Annotated in this window: 17 protein-coding genes; 12 read left to right on the forward strand and 5 right to left on the reverse strand. The window is 57.1% G+C overall.

The genetic code is table 11. The features are described 5' to 3' along the window. Positions 1-148 precede the first annotated feature (148 nt). Positions 149-1327, forward strand: coding sequence for an acetyl-CoA C-acyltransferase (locus tag QPL95_RS00305; RefSeq protein WP_303289025.1), 1179 nt, complete (start codon positions 149-151; stop codon positions 1325-1327). Between the two features lie 459 nt (positions 1328-1786). Here the strand turns inward: QPL95_RS00305 and QPL95_RS00310 are convergent, their stop codons facing one another. Beyond that, positions 1787-3685, reverse strand: a complete 1899-nt coding sequence (locus QPL95_RS00310) for a sigma 54-interacting transcriptional regulator (protein WP_303289026.1) — start codon at positions 3683-3685, stop codon at positions 1787-1789. Positions 3686-3986: 301 nt separating this feature from the next. Here QPL95_RS00310 and QPL95_RS00315 point away from each other — a divergent pair, with 301 nt between their 5' ends. The 7 genes from QPL95_RS00315 (at position 3987) to QPL95_RS00345 (ending at position 10231) form a co-directional block, all read left to right on the forward strand. Next, positions 3987-5402 (forward strand): CmpA/NrtA family ABC transporter substrate-binding protein, encoded by a 1416-nt coding sequence (locus QPL95_RS00315; protein WP_303289027.1) that lies wholly within the window; start codon positions 3987-3989, stop codon positions 5400-5402. Between the two features lie 2 nt (positions 5403-5404). Next, positions 5405-6232 (forward strand): nitrate ABC transporter permease, encoded by an 828-nt coding sequence (ntrB, locus tag QPL95_RS00320; protein ID WP_368389721.1) that lies wholly within the window; start codon positions 5405-5407, stop codon positions 6230-6232. Between the two features lie 57 nt (positions 6233-6289). After that, positions 6290-7198, forward strand: a complete 909-nt coding sequence (locus QPL95_RS00325; protein ID WP_303289029.1) for an ABC transporter ATP-binding protein — start codon at positions 6290-6292, stop codon at positions 7196-7198. Between the two features lie 28 nt (positions 7199-7226). Next, positions 7227-7670, forward strand: coding sequence for a cyanase (gene cynS / locus QPL95_RS00330; RefSeq protein WP_303289030.1), 444 nt, complete (start codon positions 7227-7229; stop codon positions 7668-7670). A gap of 345 nt (positions 7671-8015) precedes the next feature. Further along, positions 8016-8942, forward strand: coding sequence for a hypothetical protein (locus tag QPL95_RS00335; RefSeq protein ID WP_303289031.1), 927 nt, complete (start codon positions 8016-8018; stop codon positions 8940-8942). A gap of 25 nt (positions 8943-8967) precedes the next feature. Further along, positions 8968-9840, forward strand: coding sequence for a hypothetical protein (locus QPL95_RS00340; protein ID WP_303289032.1), 873 nt, complete (start codon positions 8968-8970; stop codon positions 9838-9840). 1 nt (position 9841) lies between these two features. Continuing rightward, the gene (locus QPL95_RS00345; RefSeq protein WP_303289033.1) at positions 9842-10231 is read left to right on the forward strand and encodes a hypothetical protein; all 390 of its coding nucleotides are present in this window, start codon (positions 9842-9844) and stop codon (positions 10229-10231) included. Positions 10232-10612: 381 nt separating this feature from the next. Here the strand turns inward: QPL95_RS00345 and ilvD are convergent, their stop codons facing one another. The 3 genes from ilvD to ilvG form a co-directional block, all read right to left on the reverse strand. Beyond that, positions 10613-12289, reverse strand: a complete 1677-nt coding sequence (ilvD, locus tag QPL95_RS00350; RefSeq protein WP_303289034.1) for a dihydroxy-acid dehydratase — start codon at positions 12287-12289, stop codon at positions 10613-10615. A 286-nt stretch (positions 12290-12575) separates the two neighbouring features. Then, complete coding sequence (locus tag QPL95_RS00355) at positions 12576-12857, reverse strand: ACT domain-containing protein (protein WP_303289035.1); 282 nt, start codon at positions 12855-12857, stop codon at positions 12576-12578. After that, positions 12854-14554: an acetolactate synthase 2 catalytic subunit gene (gene ilvG, locus QPL95_RS00360; protein WP_303289036.1), complete on the reverse strand. Its 1701-nt coding sequence runs from the start codon at positions 14552-14554 to the stop codon at positions 12854-12856. The genes QPL95_RS00355 and ilvG overlap by 4 nt, the downstream gene beginning before the upstream one ends. 331 nt (positions 14555-14885) lie before the next feature. Here ilvG and QPL95_RS00365 point away from each other — a divergent pair, with 331 nt between their 5' ends. Further along, a complete protein-coding gene (locus QPL95_RS00365) occupies positions 14886-15968 on the forward strand; it encodes an efflux RND transporter periplasmic adaptor subunit (protein ID WP_303289037.1) in 1083 nt (360 codons plus the stop codon). A gap of 5 nt (positions 15969-15973) precedes the next feature. Beyond that, positions 15974-19057 (forward strand): efflux RND transporter permease subunit, encoded by a 3084-nt coding sequence (locus tag QPL95_RS00370; RefSeq protein WP_303289038.1) that lies wholly within the window; start codon positions 15974-15976, stop codon positions 19055-19057. 2 nt (positions 19058-19059) lie between these two features. Here the strand turns inward: QPL95_RS00370 and QPL95_RS00375 are convergent, their stop codons facing one another. Further along, positions 19060-20685, reverse strand: a complete 1626-nt coding sequence (locus QPL95_RS00375) for a methyl-accepting chemotaxis protein (RefSeq protein ID WP_303289039.1) — start codon at positions 20683-20685, stop codon at positions 19060-19062. A 101-nt stretch (positions 20686-20786) separates the two neighbouring features. Between QPL95_RS00375 and QPL95_RS00380 the strand changes: the two genes are divergently transcribed. Continuing rightward, positions 20787-21527, forward strand: coding sequence for a pseudouridine synthase (locus QPL95_RS00380; protein WP_303289040.1), 741 nt, complete (start codon positions 20787-20789; stop codon positions 21525-21527). Between the two features lie 138 nt (positions 21528-21665). After that, positions 21666-23549: a diguanylate cyclase gene (locus tag QPL95_RS00385; protein WP_303289041.1), complete on the forward strand. Its 1884-nt coding sequence runs from the start codon at positions 21666-21668 to the stop codon at positions 23547-23549. Positions 23550-23552 lie beyond the last annotated feature (3 nt).

Genomic DNA, 23552 nt, shown 5'->3' on the forward strand with positions numbered 1-23552 from the left:
TGTCTGAGCGAAGCGAGTTGTTTTTCCAAAAAAAATTCAACAGCCACCCCGCAAGCCCGCCCGCACGGCTGGAAGGCTAGGAACCCAAACAAGACCGATGAGCAAAATAAGAATACCAATCAGATTCCGTTGAAGGAGAATAAAACCCATGAACAACGATATCGTCATAGCAGGCTCCGCCAGAACCCCGATGGGCGGCATGATGGGCTCTCTGAGCTCGGTGCGATCACCGGAACTGGGTGCCGTTTCCATCAAGGCCGCCATTGAGCGCGCGGGATTGCAGCCGGCAGACATTCAGGAAATTATCATGGGCTGCGTGCTGCCCGCCGGCCTTGGCCAGGCACCTGCGCGGCAGGCATCCCGCGCTGCCGGTATTCCGGATAGCAGTGGCTGCACCACCATCAACAAAATGTGCGGCTCCGGCATGCAAGCCGTCATCATGGCCCACGACCAGATTAAAGCCGGCACCAACAGCATCATGATCGCCGGCGGCATGGAAAACATGAGCCAGGCACCGTACCTGTTACCGAAAGCCCGCGCCGGAATGCGCATGGGCCACGGTCAGGTGATGGACAGCATGTTCCTGGACGGCCTGGAAGACGCCTACGAAGGCGGCCTGATGGGCGTGTTCGCCCAGCGCACTGCAGATAAATTCAACATCACCCGCCAGGCCATGGACGAGTTCGCCATCGGTTCCCTGCAAAAAGCCCTGACGGCGATCCAGAACGGCTGGTTCCGGGATGAAATTACCCCGGTGACTGTCGCGGGCCGAGGCGGTGATACCGAGGTCGACACCGACGAACAACCGGGCAACGCCAAGCCCGAAAAGATCCCGCAACTGAAACCGGCCTTCGCCAAAGACGGCTCGGTAACCGCCGCCAACTCCAGCTCCATCAGCGACGGCGCCTCTGCGCTGGTACTGGCCTCTGCCGCCGAAGCCGACGCCCGCGGCCTGATCCCTCAGGCGAGAATCGTGGCCCACGCGACCCATGCCCGCTTGCCGGCAGAGTTCACACTGGCCCCCATCGGCTCCATCGAAAAAGTGCTGAAGAAAGCCGGCTGGACGCTGGATGATGTAGACCTGTTCGAGATCAACGAGGCCTTCGCGGTGGTCACCCTGGCCGCCATCAATGAGCTGAAATTACCTGCGGAAAAGGTCAACGTGCACGGCGGCGCCTGCGCCTTGGGTCATCCCATCGGCTCATCGGGCTCCAGGATCATCATCACCCTGATCAACGCCCTCAAACAGCGTGGTCTTAAGCGTGGTGTTGCATCGCTGTGCATTGGCGGCGGTGAAGCTACTGCCGTGGCTGTGGAGCTGATTTAAGCTTGAGGGAGTGATATTCGGGCTTGGGCTCCCAGCCTTCCGCTTTTGCGGGCGGGCTTGCGGGGTGGCCGGTGGATTTTTTTTGGAAAAACAACTCGCTTCGCTCAGACATCTTTTTCCGGCAAAAAATCCACCAACCACCCCGCGCCGACGGGCATTGGCAGGATTTCTCTAGTTAAAACCATAGTTGTTTTCGAGCACTGCTGGGCTGTCCGTCGATCTGGCTCTGCGATCGTCTTTCCTTTCATTTCGTTTCGCTTTTGTCTTTTAACCTGGTCTTCCTGTGCTGCCCGTCGGTAGGGGGGTGTGGGGTGTTTTTCTGGCAGGGAAAAAGATGTCTGAGCGAAGCGAGTTATTTTTCCCAGAAGAAAAACACCCCATACCCCGCGTACCCGCCCGTGAATCCAGAAATCCAGAGCATCAAACTCCCAGCCGAAATCCAGCCCCCAACGCGAAATCCTAAGAGCGAAACTGCCGGGGATCGAGCTTCATCTTTTTGAGACGTGAGGTCAGCGTTGTCGGCTTAACGCAAAGCAGCGCGGCGGCACCGTCATCCCCGAATACCCGGCCAGCGGTCATTTTAAGTGCCCGCACAAGATTCTGGGCTTCCAGTTCTCGCATCTGGTCCTCGGTCAGTAATTCGCCGTTGTAGTGGCGGGCGGGTGTGCTGGTGCCTGTGGGCTGCGCTGCGCCGTTGTCCGGGCTGGGCAGGTCGAGATCGAGCCGGCCGTCGGCCGTGATCACCTGCCGCTCGATAACGTTTTCCAGTTCCCGGACATTGCCGGGCCAGTGGTAGCCCTTGAGAGTGGTAACGTCACGATCAGTCAGAGCCAGCGGTGGGCGGTTGAATCGCTGGCAGGCGCGGTTGAGAAACTCCTGGGCCAGCATCGGTATATCCTCAAGCCGTCGGCGTAACGGAATAGACTCGATGGGAAACACGTTGAGCCGGAAGTACAGATCCTCCCGGAAGGTCTTCTCACGAATCTCTGTTTTCAGATCCCGGTTGGTGGCGGCAATCACCCGTACATCCACAGCACGGGTCTTGTTCTCGCCCACGCGCTCGAAGTTTTGATCCTGCAGTACCCGCAGCAGCTTGCCTTGTAGTTCAAGCGGAATCTCACCCACTTCATCCAGAAACAGCGTGCCGCCGTCGGCCAGTTCAAATCGACCAATGCGGTCGTTGATGGCGCCGGTAAAGGCTCCCTTGATGTGGCCGAAAAACTCGCTTTCAAACAGCTCTTTTGGAATGGCCGCGCAGTTTACCCGGATCAAGGGTCGGTCACGCCGCGTGCTGGCCTGGTGAATGGCGCGGGCGATCAGCTCTTTGCCGGTGCCGGATTCACCGGTGATCAGTACGTTGGCATCGGTCGGCGCCACCATGCCGATGCGCCGCACGATGGCCTTGATGGCGTCGCTTTGGCCCAGAATCTCATGAAAATGGAATTCGGCACTGAGCTCTTCCTGCAGGTAGGCGTTTTCCATTTCCAGGCGGCGCTTCAGGTTTTCCACTTCCTCCAGTGCCTGCTGCAATTCCTGTTGCGCTTGCAGGCGCGGGGAGATATCGCGGAACACCACAACAGCACCCACGGGGTGACCGTTATCCAGAATCGGCGTGCTGGTATATTCCACCGGGAAGCCGGTGCCGTCTTTGCGCCAGAACCAGTCGTCGCCGACGCGTTTGATGCTGGCATCCCGAAAGGCGCCGTAAATGGGGCAGTCTTTCAAGGGGAACAGGCTGCCGTCTTCGTGGGAATGGTGCACCACTCGGTGGATTACCCGGCCCATCAATTCATCCATGCGCCACCCCAGCATTCGCTCGGCTGCGGGGTTGGCGAAGGTGGTGCGGCCTTCGGCGTCTACACCATAAATGCCCTCACCAACGGCGTGCAGGATCAGTTGATTCTCACGCTCCATATCCTTGAACAGTTCTTCTACCCGTCGCCATTCCAGCAAGCCGCCCCGGTGGTAGTGATTGGCTTCATGACGCTCCCGGAGTGTTCTCAGTTGCCGGCGGTCTCGGAGCAACAGCAGGATGGTCTGGGATTCGGCTTCGCCGACGCAAGACGATGAAATCTCAAGTTCGACGGTGTGGCCATCCCGATGTTTCAGGCTGAAATCCCGACTCCAGCCGTGGCTGCGGAACAGGGTTTCTTCCGTAAAGTTGATCAGTTGCGGGCGTTGGTCCGGGAACATCTGCGTGCAAGGGCTGTTGGTGATGGACTGCCGGTCTGTGCCAGCCATTCGTCCCATGGCGCTGTTGGCGGCAAGAATCAGATCCTGCCCGGCATCCACCAGCAAGGCAGCTTCTGGCAGGTGGTCAACCCAGCGATAATTTTCGGTCTGTTCAGATTGGGGCATGTTGGGCGTCCATTTGGCTCATGTGAGGTACTAAACAAAGCCTGTGCCAACTACGAAAAGTCGGAGTCAACACTACGATAAATCGTTAAATACGAAATGTCGTAGTGTTAGTTGTATTGCGGTTTATAAAAAAGTCCTTTTAAAACAGGTGGATGTATAAATTTAAAAAGTTGGCACGAACCCCGCAATAGCTTCCTCAGAGCGTGCAATTGGCCTTGGCCTGAATACCGCCAGGGCCGTACCAGAGTTTTTATTGCACCCAAAGAGTGCAAAAACCATCTGAGAGTAGGGAGAGTGCCCCATGACCACAAAAAGCCTTGGTAACCCGTTTGATGGCGACCAATCACTGATCCATGCGAAGACCTGCGGTTGCCCCGAATGCCAGCCCGGGCAGGAGACGCCGTCGGTATCACTGAATCTCAAGCAGCCGGCGACCCCGGCCTCGGCAGCGGCGATGGACTCCGAAGCCATGATGGACCGCGCCATAGAGAGCGCAGTGGTGCGTTCCGTGTTTGGCCACAACGATCACAGCCGCCGCAGCTTTATGAAGATGATGGGAACGGGCACCGCGGCTGCGTTGCTGGGTTCGGTGTTCCCGATGGATAAAGCCAAGGCGGCGGTCAAGGAATCGCTCGGCAAGCTTGAGAAAACCAAGCTGAACGTTGGTTTTGTACCCATTACCTGTGCCACGCCCATCATCATGGCGGCCCCCATGGGTTTTTATGAGCGTTATGGTCTGGACGTGACCGTGACGAAAACCGCCGGCTGGGCCGTAGCCCGGGATAAGTCACTGGCGGGTGAATACGACGCCTCACACATGCTGACACCAATGCCACTGGCCATGACCATGGGCGCTGGCTCTACTCCAGAGCCCTTCATCATGCCGGCGGTTGAGAACATCAACGGCCAGGCCATCGTGCTGCATGTGGACCACATGGACAAGCGCGACCCCAAACAGTGGAAAGGTTTCAAATTCGGGGTGCCGTTCGAGTATTCCATGCACAACTTCCTGTTGCGTTATTACCTGGCGGAAAACGGTATCGACCCAGACAAAGACGTTCAGATCCGGGTGGTTCCACCACCTGAGATGGTCGCCAACCTGCGCGCCGGTAACCTGGATGGCTATTTGTCACCAGACCCGTTCAATCAGCGTGCCGTCTGGGAGAAAGTCGGCTTTATTCACATGCTCACCAAAGACATCTGGGAAGGTCACCCCTGCTGTGCCTTTGCCTGCAGCCAGAAGTTCGCCAGCGATAACCCGAATACCTACGGCGCCCTGCTGCGCGCCATCATCGACGCCACCCAGTACTCCAATGAGCCGGAGAATCGCAAAGAGATTGCCGAGGCCATTGCCCCGAGAAACTACCTGAACCAGCCAGTCCCGGTGATCCAGCAAGTGCTGACTGGTCGATACGCGGATGGTCTGGGAGAGGTTAAGGATGTGCCGGACCGTATCGATTTCGATCCATTCCCCTGGCACTCGATGGGTGTATGGATACTCACCCAGATGAAACGCTGGGGCTACATCGAGGGTGATGTGGACTACAAAGGCATCGCAGAACAGGTCTACCTGGCGGGTGAAACCGGCAAGCTGATGCGTGAGATGGGCTACGACGCGCCGGATACCACCTATAAGAATCACACCATCATGGGCAAGACCTTTGACCCTGAAAAGGCCGAAGAGTACGCCCGCAGCTTTGCGATCGGGAGGTTGTGATGATGGCGTCTCTTAATATCAGGGCAGCGTTGCTGTCGATTTCGTTCCTGATTCTGGCGCTGGGGCTCTGGGAGATGTCTACCCAGCCGCCCGCGGCGACGGAGGCTACCTCCGAGTATGAGTTACTGATGGGCGTCTCGGGGCAAGAATCCCGTGTGCCACCACCTTCGGCCGTCATCCAGGTGGCCTGGGCGGAGTTGTCTAACCCGTTCTACGACGCCGGCGCCAACGATAAGGGCATTGGCATCCAGTTGGCTTACTCAGTGTATCGAGTGCTGACCGGTTACCTGGCGGCCATGGCGATTGCGCTTCCATTAGGCTTTCTGATCGGTATGTCACCGCTGATGTACAAGGCACTGAATCCGTACATTCAGGTGCTGCGACCGATCTCGCCCCTGGCCTGGATGCCGCTGGCCCTGTTCATCATTCAGGACTCAGACGCCTCGGCCATCTTCGTGATCTTTATCTGCTCCATTTGGCCCATGTTGCTGAACACCGCCTTCGGCGTGGCTAACGTGCGCTCGGACTGGGTCAACGTGGCCCGCACTCATGAGCTTAATCCGATCAAAACCGCACTTACGGTGATTCTGCCGGCCGCCGCGCCGACCATTCTGACTGGTATGCGCATCTCCATCGGCATTGCCTGGCTGGTGATCGTGGCCGCGGAAATGCTCGTGGGTGGCACCGGTATTGGCTACTACGTGTGGAACGAGTGGAACAACCTCGACCTGGCGAGTGTGATCTTCTCCATCCTGATGATCGGTGTGGTGGGCATGCTGCTCGACCTGGCCTTGGGCAAGGCCCAGAAGCTGGTTGAATACAAAGAATGAGTGGGCCGGGCGCCTGGTTAATGGCGCCCGCCAAACCCCTCCGACTGGAGAACTGTTATGAGTAAGTCATTCCTGGAAGTAGATGGCCTGTCGAAGGTTTACCCCGATGGCCAGGGCGGCGAGTTGACGGTATTTGAAGACATTCGCTTTGCCCTCCAGAAAGGTGAATTTGTGTGCATCATCGGCCATTCCGGCTGCGGCAAATCCACCATTCTGAACGTGCTGGCGGGTCTGGATGAAGCCAGCTCAGGCAACGTGGTGATGAACGGTAAAGAAGTAAAAGGCCCGGGCCTGGAGCGGGGCGTGGTGTTTCAGAACTACAGCTTGCTGCCCTGGAAGACCGCATTGAACAACATCATCTTCGCTGTTAAGGCGCGCTGGCCGAGCTGGTCCAAAGACAAAGTGCGCGAGCACAGTGAGCGCTATCTGAAAATGGTCGGTCTTGATCATGCCATGGACCGGAAACCCTCCCAGCTTTCCGGGGGCATGCGCCAGCGTGTCAGTATCGCTCGCGCCTTCGCCACTCAGCCGGAATTGCTGCTGTTGGACGAACCCTTCGGGGCACTGGATGCGCTCACCCGTGGCGTGATTCAGGACGAGCTGGTGAAAATCTGGGAAGAGACCCGCCAGACGGTGTTCATGATCACCCACGATGTGGATGAGGCGATTCTGTTGTCTGACCGCATCTTCCTGATGTCCAACGGCCCCAATGCCCGCATTGCCGAGAGCGTGAAGGTGAACCTGCCGCACCCTCGCTCTCGCGCGACCATTTTCCAGAACCCTGCCCATCAGAAGATCCGGCACTACCTGGTGGATTTTCTGGTAAACCGCAGTGGCTCGGCGCTGCCTGAGCGAGATGGCAGCCCGAGAGTCATTGATCCCAGTGCAGGCGATGCAGCACCTCAACCGGTGCCTGCCACGCCTGATACTCACAACGAAACCACCGCGCAAGCGGTGAATGCTTGACCTTGAATGTCCACAAGAGGAAATGAACATGATGAACAAAGAACTGATGACCGCAAAAATCCTGGAAGCCAAAGTGTCGAAGGGTATGACCTGGGAAGCCATTGCTGAATCCATCGGCATGTCTCCGGTGTTCACCACCTCCGCCTGTCTGGGCATGAACAGCCTGGCCGAAGACAAGGCGTTCGCGCTCTGCGAGACGCTGGGCCTGGACAAGCCAATTGCCGAAGCCCTGCAGGTGTGCCCGAAGAAAGCGTGGGAAGGTGGCGTTCCCCAGGACCCGCTGATCTACCGCTTGTACGAGGTGGTGGGCGTTTACGGCGATACCATGAAAGCGTTGATCCATGAGAAGTTTGGTGACGGCATCATGAGCGCCATCGACTTCACCATGGACATCGAGAAAGAGGAAAACCCGAAGGGTGATCGTGTGGTGGTGACCATGAACGGGAAGTTCTTGCCTTATAAGGCTTGGTAGTCGCTGAGCTTTGAGTTTGCCCGCTTGCAGCCTTCCAGGGTGCGGGCGGGCTTGCGGGGTGGCCGGTGGATTTTTTTTGGAAAAACAACTCGCTGTGCTCAGACATCTTTTTCCGGCAAAAAATCCACCGACCACCCCGCGCCGACGGGCATTGGCGGGTTCACTAAGTTAATGACTTGCTGTTTTTTTATCTTTGTAACAGCGATGCCTGCTGAAGGAATTCCGCGGGCATTGCTGTATGAATAGAGATTGGTCGGCGAAGTTGTTTTACGGAAGAAGTGGACGTATTGTTTCGGCCTGCTCAGGAGAGCACATGGATAGACAAGCGGACAAGGAAACGGAATTGTGTCCTACCAGTTATACGTTACCGGTGGCTACGGCTTTACCGAAAGGATTCTGCCGTCGTTACTGCACCCCTCCGAAGCGATTTCCATCGCACAGGACTATTTCTCTCGAGGCTATCAGGGCGCTCATATAGAGCCCTCGCCGGATTCTGGTTTCCGGGTTCTGGAAAAAGCATCCAGCAGTGAGCGTCAGGGAATACTCGATGCCTTGCAAAGCGGGCAAATGGTGCTTGCCCGGCAGGGCGGCGCATCGTTCGGACTTTTCACAGAACATAATGCCAGTCCTGATCATCTTCGCTCAGACCTGCCGAAGCCCCTGGTGAGCCGTTTGCGTGAGCAATGGCCAACGGGTACGGGCGGTGGTTTGACCATGCGTTCAGATTCGCTGCACGCTCCCGCCAAACAGGATTATCAGCGGGCTTCGGAGCCAGTTGCGGCACCCATTCCCGGGAAGGGCCCCTATAAACTGACCATTCAGTATCGCTGGCCGGATGGCACGGGCGTTGCCGATTTGCCGTTTCAGGTGGGCACAGATCTGGACAGCCTGTCAGGCGTGTTGGATCACCAGGGCGCCGCCACCGTCGACGGTCTTAACGGTCGATATGCAACGGTTCGGCTGAGCTCCAATGCAAGCGATGACACGGTACGTCATGAGCGAAAAGCTATCATTGCGGGTCTCGATCGCCTGCTGGGGGAGGAACGGCGGGAAACCGAATCCAGGGCGCAGGGATACCAGGTGCTGCCCTGGTACCAGAAAGCCGTGGTGAGCGTCGGTGCATTCGCTGAGAGTGCGTTTGATGCGGCTGGCGCAACAGTTGATTATGTTTTTGGCATGTACAGCTTGAATAGTCCTGCCGCACTTGCGCTTGATGTTCTAAAGTCGACGTGGAGTTGCCAGTCAAGGCAATGCAGACAGTGGATGGGGTAAGGCCTTCATTGAGGCGTGGAACGAAATGCGCCACGATCGGTGGATTTCTACCATCGGGTTTTCACCTGCGGATATCAGCACGGAAGATCTGATTGAAGCATACGAATTGGCCAGCCTGGTGATGTTCGATGACGAACTGAGGACGGCGCTCGTCGAGTTTCTGTCTGAGTATGCTGTAATACATCACCATACCGAATACACCCATGCGGGTGGTGCACTGGTGTTTGAGGTAGTTCTAAGCGCAATTCTGGGCCCCGCCGTTTTTGGTGGAGGCAAAGCCGCCCAAGCATCTGGCAGCGCTCGCTACGCCGGCGTATTGGCCGCACTTGGAGCCTCTTTCCGTAAGTTTGGTGAGGCGCTCAAGCTTCAGCGTTTACGTAAGGTGTGGCGAGATGCTGATCTAAAGAACAAGAACCACTTTGAAGCTGAAGCCAAGCCGCGCCCAGAGGGTATCCAGGCTCAGCCTGAAACTCCAAGCGCTGAGTTAATGACCGTAAAACCGGGCACATTGAGAGGGACGCCAGAGTTGCCCCACCCAAATGCGAATGCTGATATGGTTCGTTCTCTAGTTAGACAAAATGAATCAGCAGAAATCTTATCCGATAGAGGCTTGGATGTGGCTCATTTACCTAATATGGGCAAGAAAGGAGGAAATCCGGACTTGGATATCAACAGTAGGCCAGCAGATGTCTATTCGCCTAAGTCCAAAAATCCGAACACTATTAGGGATAACATGATACACAAGGTTGAGCATCAGGCGCCGGATATAGTTCTTAATATTACTGACTCCCCATTGTCTTCAGCTGATATTTTGAAGTTCCTGGATGAAAAGCCGGTGAATGGTTTGAAAAACTTATATCTGATTGATGGTGAAATTGTATTGCTGAGGAGATTTTAACATGAGTATTACTCTGAATTTGGAGGTTGCCAAGGGCGTCAGTATCGAAGATGTAAAAGGGGCGTTATCGGGTGTTGAGTGTTCAGACTATTCTGAGACGAAATCAGGATTTTCTGTGAAGTTAACTAACACGAATGCGATGATGTCAGTAAATGCTAATATCGAGGACTCAGATATATTAGCTGAGGGATTGGAGGGCGCAGAGTGGTCGGTTGGATTAAGGATATATTTTGACGTTGATGCTACGTTGCAGGCGCCCTTTGATGATGTGAAAAAAATTGTTCTAAATCTATCTGAGCAAGTTCCATTTGAGTTTGTATTGTCTTTTCAATACGAATCGATCTACGCACAAAGAGATTTTAATGGTCTTGAACTGAGCGAAGATTTTTAGAATACAGGGACCTTGGACCGATTCATTTTGGAGCTTATGAATGGGGTGCCCCAAACTGTCGGAGTGGCCGATTATTGATCCTGACAACCCTCCAGAAGGGTATTGTCGGGGCACCAAGGTAATGAGTCCGGAGGACGACACTGCGCCTTGACATTATTTTGCGGTGAAGCGCCATCAGGTATTTGCCCAGAAAATGTGGGTGAAGCCAGGTGATGATGACCTGGGTGAACTCGTAACTGCGCGATTTGTGTTCCCGACAGTGGCCACCTGATAGTTTGTGGAGAAGCTCAAGCGTCTTTTTTCCAGACCCGCACCCCACGTACCCTCCTGAACACCCAGAAAGATGGGTGCCCAGGCAGACGGCCAGGAGCCCAAGCCAAACTATGGCAAGTCAGTCACAGCCCCGGTAGATGCAGAACTTACGGTGCGAGCGTATTTCGCCAAAACACCCCGGGTAAATCGTGGCTCCGGTGGCGTCCAGGCTTTGCGCCGTTTCTCCATTTCCTCGTCAGAGATCTCCAGCAGGATTGAGTTGTTCACCGCATCGATGGTGATGGTGTCGCCATCCTCCACCAGTGCGATCGGGCCACCGACGGCGGCTTCCGGGGTGATGTGGCCGACCACAAAACCATGGCTGCCACCGGAAAAACGGCCATCGGTGATCAGCGCCACATCGCTGCCTAGACCTTTGCCCATGATCGCGGAGGTGGGGCTGAGCATTTCTCGCATGCCCGGGCCGCCTTTGGGGCCTTCGTAGCGAATCACCAGCACATCGCCGGCCACTACGGTGCCGTCGAGAATCCGCTCCTGGGCTTCCTCTTCAGAATGGAACACTCGCGCCCGACCGGAGAAGTGGGTGCCTTCTTTGCCGGTAATCTTGGCCACCGAGCCCTCCGGCGCCAGGTTGCCGAACAGGATCCGCAAATGGCTGTCTGCTTTGATCGGATTCTCAAAGGCCCGGATGATCTGTTGATCGTCCGGATAGGGCGCCACGGTTGCCAGGTTTTCGGCCAGGGTCTTGCCGGTCACCGTCATGCAGTCGCCGTGCAACAGACCCCGGTCCAGCAGCATCCGCATCAGGGGCTGAATGCCACCGATGGCGACCAGCTCAGACATCATGTAATGGCCCGATGGGCGCAAATCGGCCAGCACCGGAACCTGTTTGCCAATGCGCACGAAGTCGTCCAGTGACAGCTCAACCCCTACCGTGCTTGCCATGCCCAGCAAATGCAGCACCGCATTGGTGGAGCCACCCAGCGTGATCACCACGGTAATCGCATTCTCGAACGCCTCGCGGGTCATGATGTCAGACGGTTTGATGTCTGCGTCCAGCAGTTTCAGCACCGCCGCGCCGGCGGCCTCGCAATCGGCCAGCTTGGTATCCGACACCGCATTCTGCGCCGAACTTCCCGGCAAGCTCATACCCATCGCCTCAATGGCCGAGGCCATGGTATTGGCGGTGTACATGCCGCCACAGGAACCCGGCCCCGGAATCGCCGTTTCCTCGATCTGCTTCACCTCAATCAGATCCATCTTGCCCTGGGCATGGGCACCAACGGCCTCAAACACCGAGATGATATCGGTGTGGTTCTCCCCCGGTTGAATAGTCCCGCCGTAAACAAACACCGATGGGCGGTTCAACCGCGCCAGCCCCATCAGGCAGCCGGGCATATTCTTGTCACACCCGCCAATGGCCACCAGCCCATCAAAGCCTTCACAACCGGCGACGGTTTCGATCGAATCTGCAATCACCTCCCGCGACACCAGCGAGTACTTCATGCCTTCGGTGCCGTTGGCGATGCCGTCGGAAATGGTGATGGTATTAAAAATCAGGCTCTTACCCCCTGCTGCATCGGCGCCTTTGGCGGCTTCCCGGGCGAGCCCGTCAATGTGCATATTGCACGGCGTCAGATTGCTCCAGGTGGACGCAATACCAATCTGAGGCCGCCGAAAATCCTCATCCGTAAACCCCACCGCCCGCAACATCGCACGACTGGCCGACTTGTTGATGCCATCTACCACCGGCGCGGAATAGCGACGTCGTTTGTCCGTAGTCATGAGCAAAACCTCTCAATTAAATTCTGTAAACGGAATCTGTCTCTCCCCAGCAAAACCCACAAAGCCGATAAGAGCACAATTTCAACAGGCGCCGGAGTCAAAAACTCCCGTACCAAAAATGCCCGTCGGTAGGGGGGGGTTGGGGTGGTTTTCTGGCAGGGAAAAAAATGTCTGAGCGCAGCGAGTTATTTTTCCCAGAAGAAAATCACCCCACACCCCGCGTACCCGCCCGCAAACCCACAGGCTAGGAGCCCAAGCCAGCAGGCGAGAACCCCACCCAAGACCCCTAAGCCGAAACCGACCGAACCGATGCCCCCTGTTCCTGAAGGGCCACATCGACAACGGTATGCAGCTTCTCCAGTTGAGAGCGTAACATGGTAATGGGCCGGCTGCCGGAGAGCGTCAGGGCGATGTCCAGGTGGTCATCGGCAGACTCCATGGACATCCGCGAAATCCGGAACCCCCGAACGCGAACGACCTGGCACAAACGCTCCAACGCCGCCGCCTCCTGAATCATCCGGCAATTCAAAGTGTAACTGTGCATAGAACTGTCCGCCTGCGGGCTCATGCTACCTGCTCCTTAGCGTTTGTATTGGTGCGACGGGTTTCATCAATCATCTCTTTATTGCTGCCACCGGGCTTTACAATTGGCCATACATTTTCCTCCCGGCTGATGGCCACGTGCAGCAGCATTGGCCCGTCGTAGGCCAGAATGGTCTCGATGCCCCGGCGAATCTGATCGGTGCGCTCGATGAACAGGGCCGGAATATCAAACGCTCGAGCCATGGCGACAAAGTCTGGGTTGTCGTCCAGGTTGATGTGGCTTTCCCGGTTGTTGTAGAACAGCTCCTGCTGCTGGCGCACCATACCCAGGCACTGATTGTCGAGAATGATCAGCTTCAGCGGCAGGTTGTAACGGCGAATGGTTGCCAGCTCCTGGGCGTTCATCATGAACGAGCCATCGCCGGTGACGTTGATCACCGTGCTGTTGCGGTCGGCAAACTGCGCACCAATCGCCGCCGGCAAGCCGAATCCCATGGTGCCCAGTCCGCCACTGGTCAGGTGGTGACGCGGATGATCGAACTCATAATGTTGGGCCACCCACATCTGGTGCTGGCCAACGTCACAGGCAATGATGGTGTCATCCGGGGCAATTCGGGACAGCTGGCGGATGAAGGCCGGGCCGGCGATCGGCGCCAGCGCCTCTTCATTATCCGCAGCCTGAAAGCCGCCGGTGGTGTACCAGGTTTTGCACTGTTTCTGCCAGTCGCTGATCGCCAGTGGTTCGGCTGCCAAGGCATCGGTAAACGCCGCCAGAATGCGATCCAGGTCGCCACGTATGGCCAGGTCGGCTGGCCGGAGTTTGTTGAGCTCGGCGTTGTCGGCATCGATGTGGATCAGTCGGGCATTTGGCGCAAAGGTATTCAATTTGCCGGTGGCGCGATCATCCAGGCGTGCGCCGACCACAAACAGCAGATCACACTCGTCCACCGCCTTGTTGGCGGCGCGGGAGCCGTGCATACCCAGCATGCCCAGGTTGTGCGGATTGTGTTTGCCGGGATTGCCGATGCCTTTGAGTGTGACAACTCCTGGCAGGGAAGACGCGTTAGCAAAGGCGCGGAAGCTCTCTTCAGCGCGGGCCAAAGAGACCCCGCCGCCGCTGTAGAGTAAGGGCCGTTTTGCGGTGCGCAACAGAGTCATGGCACGGGTGATATCCGGACAGTTGGCTTCAGCTTCCTGTGCTGTCACCGGGGACGGCGTTGCCACCTCGGCCAGCAGAGTGTCCTTTGGAATATCAATCCACACCGGCCCGGGCCGGCCACTCTGGGCCAGAGCAATGGCCTCTTCCATGATGGCGGGCAGGGCCTCTGCATCGTCCACCAGGTAGCTGTGTTTTACGATGCCGAGAGTCATACCCAGAATGTCGGTTTCCTGGAAGGCATCGGTGCCGATCAGGCCAGAGGGCACCTGCCCGGTGATGACCAGCAGCGGTGTCGAGTCCATGTAGGCATTGGCCACACCGGTGATCAGATTCGTAGCGCCGGGGCCTGAGGTGGCAATGCACACGCCAATCTCGCCGCTGGCGCGGGCAAACCCATCCGCCGCCAGGGCGCAGGCCTGTTCGTGGCGGCACAGCACGTGTTCCACGCCCACATCGTCCACCAGCGCGTCGTATAGCGGCATGATGCAGCCACCCGGGTAGCCGAAAACTGTGCTGATGTTGTGGCGGTGGAACGCTTCAAGAATGTGCTGTGCGCCGTTCATGGTCGTTTTTTCCTTTTCTTTGCCGCAAAAAGAAACCCCCGGGACCTTGCGGTGCCGGGGGTTTCTGGTGTCTTGGTCAGGTTGTCGCTATCTCACCTGCTTGTCCACGCAAAAGCCCCCGGACGGTACCACGACCACCAGGACTAGCTTCACAAGGACAACCACTGAGTTGAGATTCATAAAATCGACAGTCTGCTCTGAATTGATTCAAACAATGTGTGTAGAATCTAACCTACGTTTTTAACCGGTTGCAACCTTTTATTTTCGGTTTGCCGGGCGGCCCCAAATTTTATGACGCGGCCAGCAATAATTCATTAACAGCGAGTGAGTGATGACAAAAGCGAAATGGAGTTCCCTGGGCCTGTCGATTCTGGTTGTCGTGCTCTTGGTCATCTGGATGGCAACCGGCGAGGTTAAAGTTGCGAGCGACGAGGTTCCACCAGAGCCCGAACAGGAGCAGCGGGAGTTGACTCGGGTTGAAGTGGAAACGCTTGAGTCTGAATCCTATCAGCCAGAATTGAAACTGCAGGGTCAGCTTGAGCCCTGGCAGATGGTGATGGTCAGCGCCCGCGTAGCGGGAACCGTTGAAAGCCTTCAAGTGACCCTGGGTGATCAGGTTACAGTAGGCCAGGCGCTGCTGACCCTGTCTACCGATGGCCGTGATGCGGTGGCAGCGCGCTGGCAAGCCCGAATTCGTAAGCTGGAAGCGGACCTGTCCGCTGCGCGTCAGCTTAAGGCTCGCAACCTGGCGGCTGAAACGGAAATACTGAGCCTGCAAAGCGAGTTGTCCGCAGCCCGGGCTGAGTTGAAAGCGGCTGAACTGGCATTGGAGCACCTTCAGCCCGAAGCGCCGTTTGATGGTGTGGTGAATCGCCGTGAAGTTGATCCGGGCGCGCTGGTGCAAGTGGGTACTCCGCTGTTTGAGTTGGTGCAGGTAGACCGCCTGAAGGCCACCGGGCGAATTCCACAGCAAACGGTTAAGGACGTACAGCCGGGGCAGGCGGTTGAGGTGAACCTTCTGGATGGTAGTCGCCTGGCGGGCGTGGTCAGTTTTGTGGCCAGTGCCGCCGACCCGAACACCCGGAGTTTTGCGGTCGAAGTGGTGGTGGAAAATCCGAACCTGCAAAAAGCCGCGGGTGGCACCGCGAACCTCAATATCCGGCTGCCGGAACAGAAAGCGATTTTCATTTCACCTGCCTACCTGAGCCTTAATGATGATGGCCGGCCCGGCGTGAAGTACGTGAACAGCCAAAACGAGGTGGTGTTCGAGACCGTCAAATTGCTCGGTATTTCAACCTCCGGCGCCTGGGTATCTGGCCTGCCAGACGAAATACGGTTGATTACCCGCGGTGCGGGGTTTGTCGCCGCCGGTGAAACGGTTCTGCCTGTCGACCGTTCTGACCAGCGGGGCTGATCACCATGAGAGCACTGATCGCTGCGGCGATGGACCGAAGCCGCACCACCTTGCTGACCTTTCTGTTTCTTCTGCTGGGCGGTATGGCGGCCTACCAGGTGATTCCCAAGGAATCCAATCCGGACGTCACTATCCCGATGATCTATGTGGCCATGACTCTGGATGGCATCAGCCCGGAGGACGCGGAACGACTTCTGGTGCGTCCCATGGAGCAGGAGCTGCGTGCCCTGGAAGGTATCAAGGAAATGCGCGGTACCGCCTCCGAGGGCCATGCCTCGGTCATGCTGGAGTTTGATGCCGGTTTTGATCCGGACAAAGCGCTGCAGGATGTTCGTGAGAAGGTCGACACTGCCCGTAGCAAGTTGCCCCAGGAGGCGGATGAGCCGCGGGTGCACGAGATTAACGTGTCGCTTTTTCCGGTGTTGTCGGTCGGCCTCTCGGGCCCGCTTTCCGAGCGCGAACTGATCACCATCGCCCGGCGCTTCCAGGATGCGATCGAAGCCATTCCTGAAGTCCTGGAAGTAGACATTGGCGGGGATCGCGAAGACCTGCTGGAAATTGTGGTAGATCCTCAGGTGCTTGAAAGCTATGGCATCGATTTTGACCAGCTGGCCGCACTGGTTACCCGCAACAACCAGCTGGTGGCCGCCGGTTCCCTGGATACCGGCAATGGCAGAATGGCACTGAAAGTGCCCGGGGTGATTGAGACGATCGAAGATGTGATGTCCATGCCCATTAAAGTGGATGGTGACGCCGTGGTGACCTTCGGTGACGTGGCCATGCTGCAGCGCACCTTCAAGGACCCAACCGGCTTTGCCAGGATAAATGGTGAACCGGCTCTGGTTCTGGAAGTGTCGAAGCGTTCCGGAGCCAATATCATTGAAACCATTGCGCAGGTCAGGGCGCTGATTGATGAAGCCCGGCCCAGGTTGCCCGAGACGCTTGAAATCCGCTACATCATGGATCAGTCCGAGGAAGTTCGCGATATCCTGTCTGACCTGCTCAACAACGTACTGACGGCCATTGTTCTTGTGCTTATTGTGGTGATCGCGGCCATGGGCCCGCGCTCTGCTTTGCTGGTCGGCCTGACCATTCCGGGCGCATTCCTGACCGGTATTCTGGTGATCTGGGGAATGGGCTTCACCCTCAATATTGTTGTGTTATTCAGCCTTATTCTGGTGGCCGGAATGTTGGTTGACGGAGCCATCGTTGTTTCCGAACTGGCCGACCGTAACCTGAGCGATGGTCAGCCGGTCAAAACTGCATGGGTGGAGGCTGCATCCCGGATGGCCTGGCCGGTCATCGCCTCCACGGCGACCACGCTGGCGGTTTTCGTGCCGTTGCTGTTCTGGCCTGGCGTGGTAGGCGAGTTCATGAAGTTCCTGCCGATGACGGTTCTGATCTGCCTGATTGCGTCGTTGGCGATGGCGCTGGTGTTCCTGCCGGTTATGGGTGGTGTCAGCGGAGGTCGGCGTTCGCATCAGGATGCCACCGAAGGGCGTTTCATGGCTCTGTACCGGAATACCCTGGGTGCACTATTGCGTAGGCCCGGCCTGACCCTGCTGGGATCACTGGTGCTGATTATTATCATCTATGCAGCCTATGGCCGCTTCAATCACGGCGTTGAGTTCTTCCCCAGTGTCGAGCCGGATTCCGCCCAGGTACAAGTGCGCGCCCGCGGCGATCTGTCGATCTGGGAGCGTGATGCGATTGTTCGGGAGGTGGAGCGCCGTCTGCAGAACATGCCGGAAGTCAAAGCCTTGTATGCCCGCTCCATGCTCACCACGGGTAATCAGATGGCACCGGATGTGATCGGGGTTTTGCAGTTTCAGTTCAACGATTGGTTCACTCGCCGTACCGCGACCGAAATACTCGACGGCTTTCGGGAACGCACCGCGGATATAGCCGGTATCGAACTGGAATTTCGCAAACAGGAAGGTGGCCCGGCGGAAGGCAAGCCGGTTGAGTTGTTGGTCAGCAGTATGGACAGCAGCCAGCTGAACGGATTTGTGGACGAGATCGAGAGCCGGATGCGTACGATTGGCGGGTTTGTTGATATTGAGGACGACCGCAGCCTGCCCGGCATTGAGTGGCGCCTGGAAGTAGACCGCGAGGCAGCAGCCCGCTTCGGTACCGATGTGCTGAGTATTGGCAGCGCGGTTCGGCTGGTCACCAATGGTCTGGTGCTGGCTACTTACCGGCCTGAGGACGTTCGGGACGAAGTCGACATTGCGGTGCGTGTGCCCAATAACTGGCGTGAGCTGGAGCACTTGCAACGGCAGACCATCAACACGCCGAGGGGCCAGGTGCCGTTGTCCGAGTTTGTGACTCTGGAGCCCGGAGACAAAACCGGCAGCATTGTTCGGGTGGATGGCCAGCGGACCATTACCATCAAGTCGGATGTTGCGCCGGGCCGCCGGATGGATGAGTTGCTGAAAGTCTTGCAGGCAGAAATGCCCGAACCGCCAGAGGGGATTACGGTCCGTTTTGGGGGTGAAAATGAAGATCAGCAGCAGGCGTCCAACTTCCTGGCCTCCGCCTTCCTGGTGGCCATTGGCCTGATGTTGCTGATCCTGGTAACCCAGTTCAATTCCCTGTACCAGACCCTGCTGATTCTCTCTGCCATCGTGCTGTCCACCGCCGGCGTTCTGCTGGGCTTGCTGCTTAATGGCCAGTCGTTCGGCATCGTGATGGTCGGCATGGGCATTATTGCCCTGGCAGGCATTGTGGTGAACAACAACATCATCCTGATTGACACCTTCAACCAGATGAAAAAAGAGGGCAAGGAGGCCTATGAGGCGGCGCTGGAAACCGGTTGCCTGCGCTTTCGGCCGGTGTTGCTGACCGCCATCACCACCATACTCGGGCTGATGCCAATGGTACTGGGGATCAACGTGAACCTTCTGGAGCCTTCACTGGGCCTGGGTGCACCTTCTACCCAGTGGTGGATGCAACTGTCCAGTGCCATTGCCGGGGGGCTGGCTTTTGCCACGCTGTTAACGCTGTTGCTGACCCCGGCCTTGCTGGTTCTTGGGGAACGCTCGGGCCAGCGCTTCCGTGCGCTGATCAGCCGGCTTCGTCAGCCTTAGACTCAGTGGCGAATGCGGCCGGCCAGTTCCTGGGCTTTTCCGGCCATGGCTTCCAGTTCCGGGACGGTGCGCAGGTTGTCTTCCGCAGCCTGGTGCATGGCTTCCGAGATTTCTGCCACTTCAGTTACGTTGCGGTTGATGTCTTCGCTAACACTGGTCTGCTCTTCCGCGGCGGTCGCTACCTGAGTGGTAGCATCGTTGACACTGACCATCCGCTGGGTGATGTCCGCCAGGGTCTGACGAACGGCATCCACCGAATCGCTGCTTTCTTTGGCAACCACTTCTGACGCCTGCATGTATTCGGTGGCATCTTTGGAGCCGGTCTGAATGCTGGCGATGATCTGGTCAATCTCGACTGTCGAAGCCTGGGTTTTCGCGGCCAGGTTTCGCACCTCATCGGCAACCACCGCAAACCCGCGGCCTGCTTCGCCCGCCCGGGCAGCCTCAATGGCGGCGTTCAGGGCCAGCAGGTTGGTCTGATCGGCAATTTCACGAATCACCCGCATGACATCACCCACGCGCTGACCGCTGCGAGCCAGGTCGGCCACGGTTTCCGCCGAGCTGCGAATCTGGTCAGTCAGCCGGTTCATGCTGGTCACTGCCTGATTGATCTGGCTGTCCGCGTGGCGGGTCTGATTGGTGGTTTCATCCACTTGGCTGGCGACCGAAGCGGCATGGTGGGCAACATCCTGGGCGGTAGCCGACATTTCATTCATGGCGGTAGCAATCTGGTCAATGCGCTGATGGGCCTGGTCAGATTGTGACGACACCGCATCCGCATTGGCGCGGATCATCGCTCCGGTTTGCGCCAATTGTTCGGCGTTGTGCGTCATCAGCTCACCAGTATCCGACAGGAACCGGTGTAACGCCCGGGCGGTGTCGGCCAGTCGGCCGAGTTCGTCCGGTCGCTTCAGGGTGACGGGATCAGACAGGTCACCTGTGCCAATTTTGTCCAGTTTGACGATCAGCTCCTGGGTCGGGCGCACGACAGAACGAACAAGAACCAGCAGGCAAGCCAGGGTGCCGAGTACAATGGCGGCCAGCAGCAGACTGCCCATCAACCAGGTGTCAGATGCCGAGCTGTCGCGCAGGTCGGCTGACTGCGCTACGGCGTAGTCACGGATACTCGTTGCCGCTTCGTCAATGAGCTTGGCAGGTTCCCGGTCAATGCCTGCAACGGCCTGGTCGCCAGCACTGTGCGAGTAGCCGGAAGCGACGAAATCCTGGAAACCGTCCCGGTAGGCTTCGCCCATGTCCCGATGCGCTTTCTTGAAACGCTGCATCAGGGATTTGGCGTCTTCATCGGTGAGCCGGGGAACCAGTCGGTCCAGCTTCTGCTGAATGTTGGCCTCCATATTTTGGAAGCTGCGCCAGTACTTCTCGCGCTGACCGGTATCGGCACCACGAATGAGCACGTTTTTCCATTCCTGAACCTGGGTTTTGAAGTCGCTCAGGATGTCTTGAGCTTCCAACGCCTGCACCATTTCTTCGCTGACCAGGTGGTCGTAACGAGTCTGGGTGCTCAGTGAACTGTTGAAATAGACACCAGCCACCGCGGCGATCAGCACGTTGGCAAGCACAACAATGGTGAGAATCCGGTTCAGGATGCTTTTTGAGTACCAGGGCATTGGACGGAGTCCTGTTTCAGGTCGGTTTAGAGCGGTATGATCCGGAGGTCCGGAACGGGCAGTCATTATCTGCCTCTGAGTCACACTATTATCGGCCATGCATGACAATACTGAACCCTCTGCGGGAAATTTATAGTGATCAGTGGCTGCTGGCAGTCCACAAGCCCTCTGGCTTGCTGGTGCATCGCAGCCCGATCGACAAACATGAAACCGAGTTTGCACTGCAGTACGCGCGCGCCCTGAACGGTGGTGAGCATGTCTACCCGGTGCACCGGCTGGACCGCCCGACGTCCGGCCTTCTGCTGTTTGCCAGAGACCCCGATACCGCCAGAGCGATGGGGCAGGCCTTCATGGCGGGGGAAGTGGCGAAAACCTATCTGGCGATGGTGCGGGGCTGGGCGCCGGAAGCTGGCATCATCGACCACCCCCTGAGGGATGAACCGGAAGATCGGCGCCTGAGAGGGCAGGAGCAACCCGTAAGGGAGGCGCTGACTCATTTCCGGAGGCTGGCCACCACGGAAATTCCCGTGGCAATCGAAGGCTATCCTACCAGTCGCTACAGCCTTGTTGAGCTGTTTCCGAAAACCGGCCGCAAACACCAGTTGCGGCGCCATATGAAACACATCAATCACCCGATCATTGGTGATGCCAATCATGGCCGTGGCCGGCATAACCGGTATTTTGCCGAACGCTTCGGGCAGGGCAGGTTGATGTTGGCGGCCATCGCAATGGCGTTTAACCATCCAGTCACGGGGGAGCCGGTCAGATTAGATGCGCAGCCGGAGCCGAGTTTCGTGACCGTGCTGGGCATATTCCCCGATTCCGGAGTCGTTCTGACATAAATAGCTCAGTCGTGGCACTGCTTCTGTATCTTTTTATGTCATTTTGCGTCGATTGGTTCTGGCGGACTGTGCTCCCAGGCGGTTTGGTGCATACTCAGGCCTAAAGATATAAAAAAAATCAATAATCCGGGGCACACAGTGAACAGACTCGCACTTCTGCTGGCATTCGCGCTATCACTTTTGGTACCCAACGCTGCTTTGGCTGAGTCTGCCGTTTGGGGCAAGCACTCCAAGCGCCTGGAACTTTCACAGTTTGTTAACTACTGGGTGGAAAGCGGAGACGTGTCCGTTGAGGACGTCCGTTCGTTGCCTGAAACCGCGTGGACCCATAACGGCAACGACAGCGTTAGCCTTGGCTACGGGAGCGAGGCCTATTGGTTCCGGGTCCAATTGAGCAATTCGTTGGCGGTGGAAGCCATCAACTTTCTGGAAATCGGTTATCCGGTTCTCGACCAAATAACCTTCTATTCGGCGTCTTCAGACGGCCTGTCGCAACCGCTTGTGTTGGGCGATAAGCAGCCGTTCTACGATCGACCGGTTCACCACCGGAATTTTATTATTCCCATGGTCCTTGCCCCGGACGAGACGACAACGATCCTTATCCGCGTTGCCACCACCAGTTCTATGCAGTTGCCACTGACGCTCTGGGATCAGGATGCCTTCTATGCCGCTGAGCAAGGCCGGAGTTTGTTTGAGGGGATCTACTACGGCATTGTACTGGTGATGATCCTCTATAATCTCTTTGTATTCATGGCGGTTGGCGAACGTAACTTTCTCTATTACGTCGGATACATTGCCGCTATGCCGTTGTTCCTGGCATGCCTGCATGGTGTGGCGTTTCAGTTTCTTTGGCCAGAGGCGACCTGGTGGAACGACCAGTCGATCATCGTTTTTCTGAATCTTGTGGTGTTTTTCGGCGGCGCGTTCAGCATCAGCTTTATCAACGTCACCCGGGAAAACCATCCCTGGCTCAACCGCTGGACAATGGCGATGGTCATGATCGCCGGTATGCTCTCAGCCGCGGGATTGTTCATTCCTTATCAGCATATGATTCTGCCTTCCATCCTGGTGGCGTTTGTCGGCTGCTCCACCATGCTGCTATTGAGTGTCGTGCGATGGGTCAAGAAAGATCCCGCCGCCCGCTATTACACCGTGGCCTGGGTGTTTATGTTGTTCGGTGGCATCGTGCTGGCGCTGAGCAAGTTCACGATGTTGCCGCGCAATTTGCTGACGGAAAACGCCACACAGGTGGGTTCGGCGCTGGGCGTTATTCTGCTGTCAATTGCTCTGGCTGACCGCCTGAACCGCGAGAAGAAAAAAGCCTTTGCAGCTCAGCAGCGGCTGTTGCGTGAAGAGCGGAAGGCTCGACTTGCCCAGGAAAAGTCCCTGAACATCCAGCGCGAAGCCAATGCGTTGCTGGAAGCACGGGTGCAAGAACGCACCCGTGATCTGGAAGCACTGAATGAACAGTTGCTGGAACTGAATGCCAAAGACCCCCTGACCAATCTGAAAAACCGGGGGCATTTTGATAAAACCTTCCAGTCTGCAGTGGTTCACGCATACCGGTTTGAAGAGATGCTGTCATTGCTGGTGCTGGATATTGACCACTTCAAGAAGTTCAACGACACCTATGGCCACCTGGTGGGCGACGATTGCCTGCAGATGGTTGCCAAGTGCGTAAAAGACCATGTTACTCGGCCACAGGATCTTGCCGCTCGTTACGGCGGTGAAGAATTTGTCGTATTGTTGCCAGATACACCTGAAGAGGGCGCGCTCCGTGTTGCAGAGCGCATTCGTCGAGAGATTGAAAAAACAGCGTTCCGGGTGTCCGGAGAGATACTTCACCTGACCGTCAGCATTGGGGTATGCAGTGCATCGCCCGCCCGGGCCGATGCCACCAAAGACCTTTTTGCCCGCGCTGACAGCGCCCTCTATGCCGCCAAGGAACAAGGTCGGAACCGGGTTGTAGCCTGCAGCAGTGATAGCAGTGATGATCCTGCTATGACTGCTGCACTGGCCTGAGGC

It is taken from the genome of Marinobacter sp. SS5-14b, from assembly GCF_030541005.1.
GTDB lineage: Bacteria > Pseudomonadota > Gammaproteobacteria > Pseudomonadales > Oleiphilaceae > Marinobacter.

Excerpts from the sequence above, each read along its gene's own strand:
- QPL95_RS00305 (WP_303289025.1), top strand. The coding sequence starts at position 149 with ATGAACAACGATATCGTCATAGCAGGCTCCGCCAGAACCCCGATGGGC.
- QPL95_RS00310 (WP_303289026.1), bottom strand. The coding sequence starts at position 3,685 with ATGCCCCAATCTGAACAGACCGAAAATTATCGCTGGGTTGACCACCTG.
- QPL95_RS00315 (WP_303289027.1), top strand. The coding sequence starts at position 3,987 with ATGACCACAAAAAGCCTTGGTAACCCGTTTGATGGCGACCAATCACTG.
- ntrB (WP_368389721.1), top strand. The coding sequence starts at position 5,405 with ATGGCGTCTCTTAATATCAGGGCAGCGTTGCTGTCGATTTCGTTCCTG.
- QPL95_RS00325 (WP_303289029.1), top strand. The coding sequence starts at position 6,290 with ATGAGTAAGTCATTCCTGGAAGTAGATGGCCTGTCGAAGGTTTACCCC.
- cynS (WP_303289030.1), top strand. The coding sequence starts at position 7,227 with ATGATGAACAAAGAACTGATGACCGCAAAAATCCTGGAAGCCAAAGTG.
- QPL95_RS00340 (WP_303289032.1), top strand. The coding sequence starts at position 8,968 with ATGCGCCACGATCGGTGGATTTCTACCATCGGGTTTTCACCTGCGGAT.
- QPL95_RS00345 (WP_303289033.1), top strand. The coding sequence starts at position 9,842 with ATGAGTATTACTCTGAATTTGGAGGTTGCCAAGGGCGTCAGTATCGAA.
- ilvD (WP_303289034.1), bottom strand. The coding sequence starts at position 12,289 with ATGACTACGGACAAACGACGTCGCTATTCCGCGCCGGTGGTAGATGGC.
- QPL95_RS00355 (WP_303289035.1), bottom strand. The coding sequence starts at position 12,857 with ATGAGCCCGCAGGCGGACAGTTCTATGCACAGTTACACTTTGAATTGC.
- ilvG (WP_303289036.1), bottom strand. The coding sequence starts at position 14,554 with ATGAACGGCGCACAGCACATTCTTGAAGCGTTCCACCGCCACAACATC.
- QPL95_RS00365 (WP_303289037.1), top strand. The coding sequence starts at position 14,886 with ATGACAAAAGCGAAATGGAGTTCCCTGGGCCTGTCGATTCTGGTTGTC.
- QPL95_RS00370 (WP_303289038.1), top strand. The coding sequence starts at position 15,974 with ATGAGAGCACTGATCGCTGCGGCGATGGACCGAAGCCGCACCACCTTG.
- QPL95_RS00375 (WP_303289039.1), bottom strand. The coding sequence starts at position 20,685 with ATGCCCTGGTACTCAAAAAGCATCCTGAACCGGATTCTCACCATTGTT.
- QPL95_RS00380 (WP_303289040.1), top strand. The coding sequence starts at position 20,787 with ATGACAATACTGAACCCTCTGCGGGAAATTTATAGTGATCAGTGGCTG.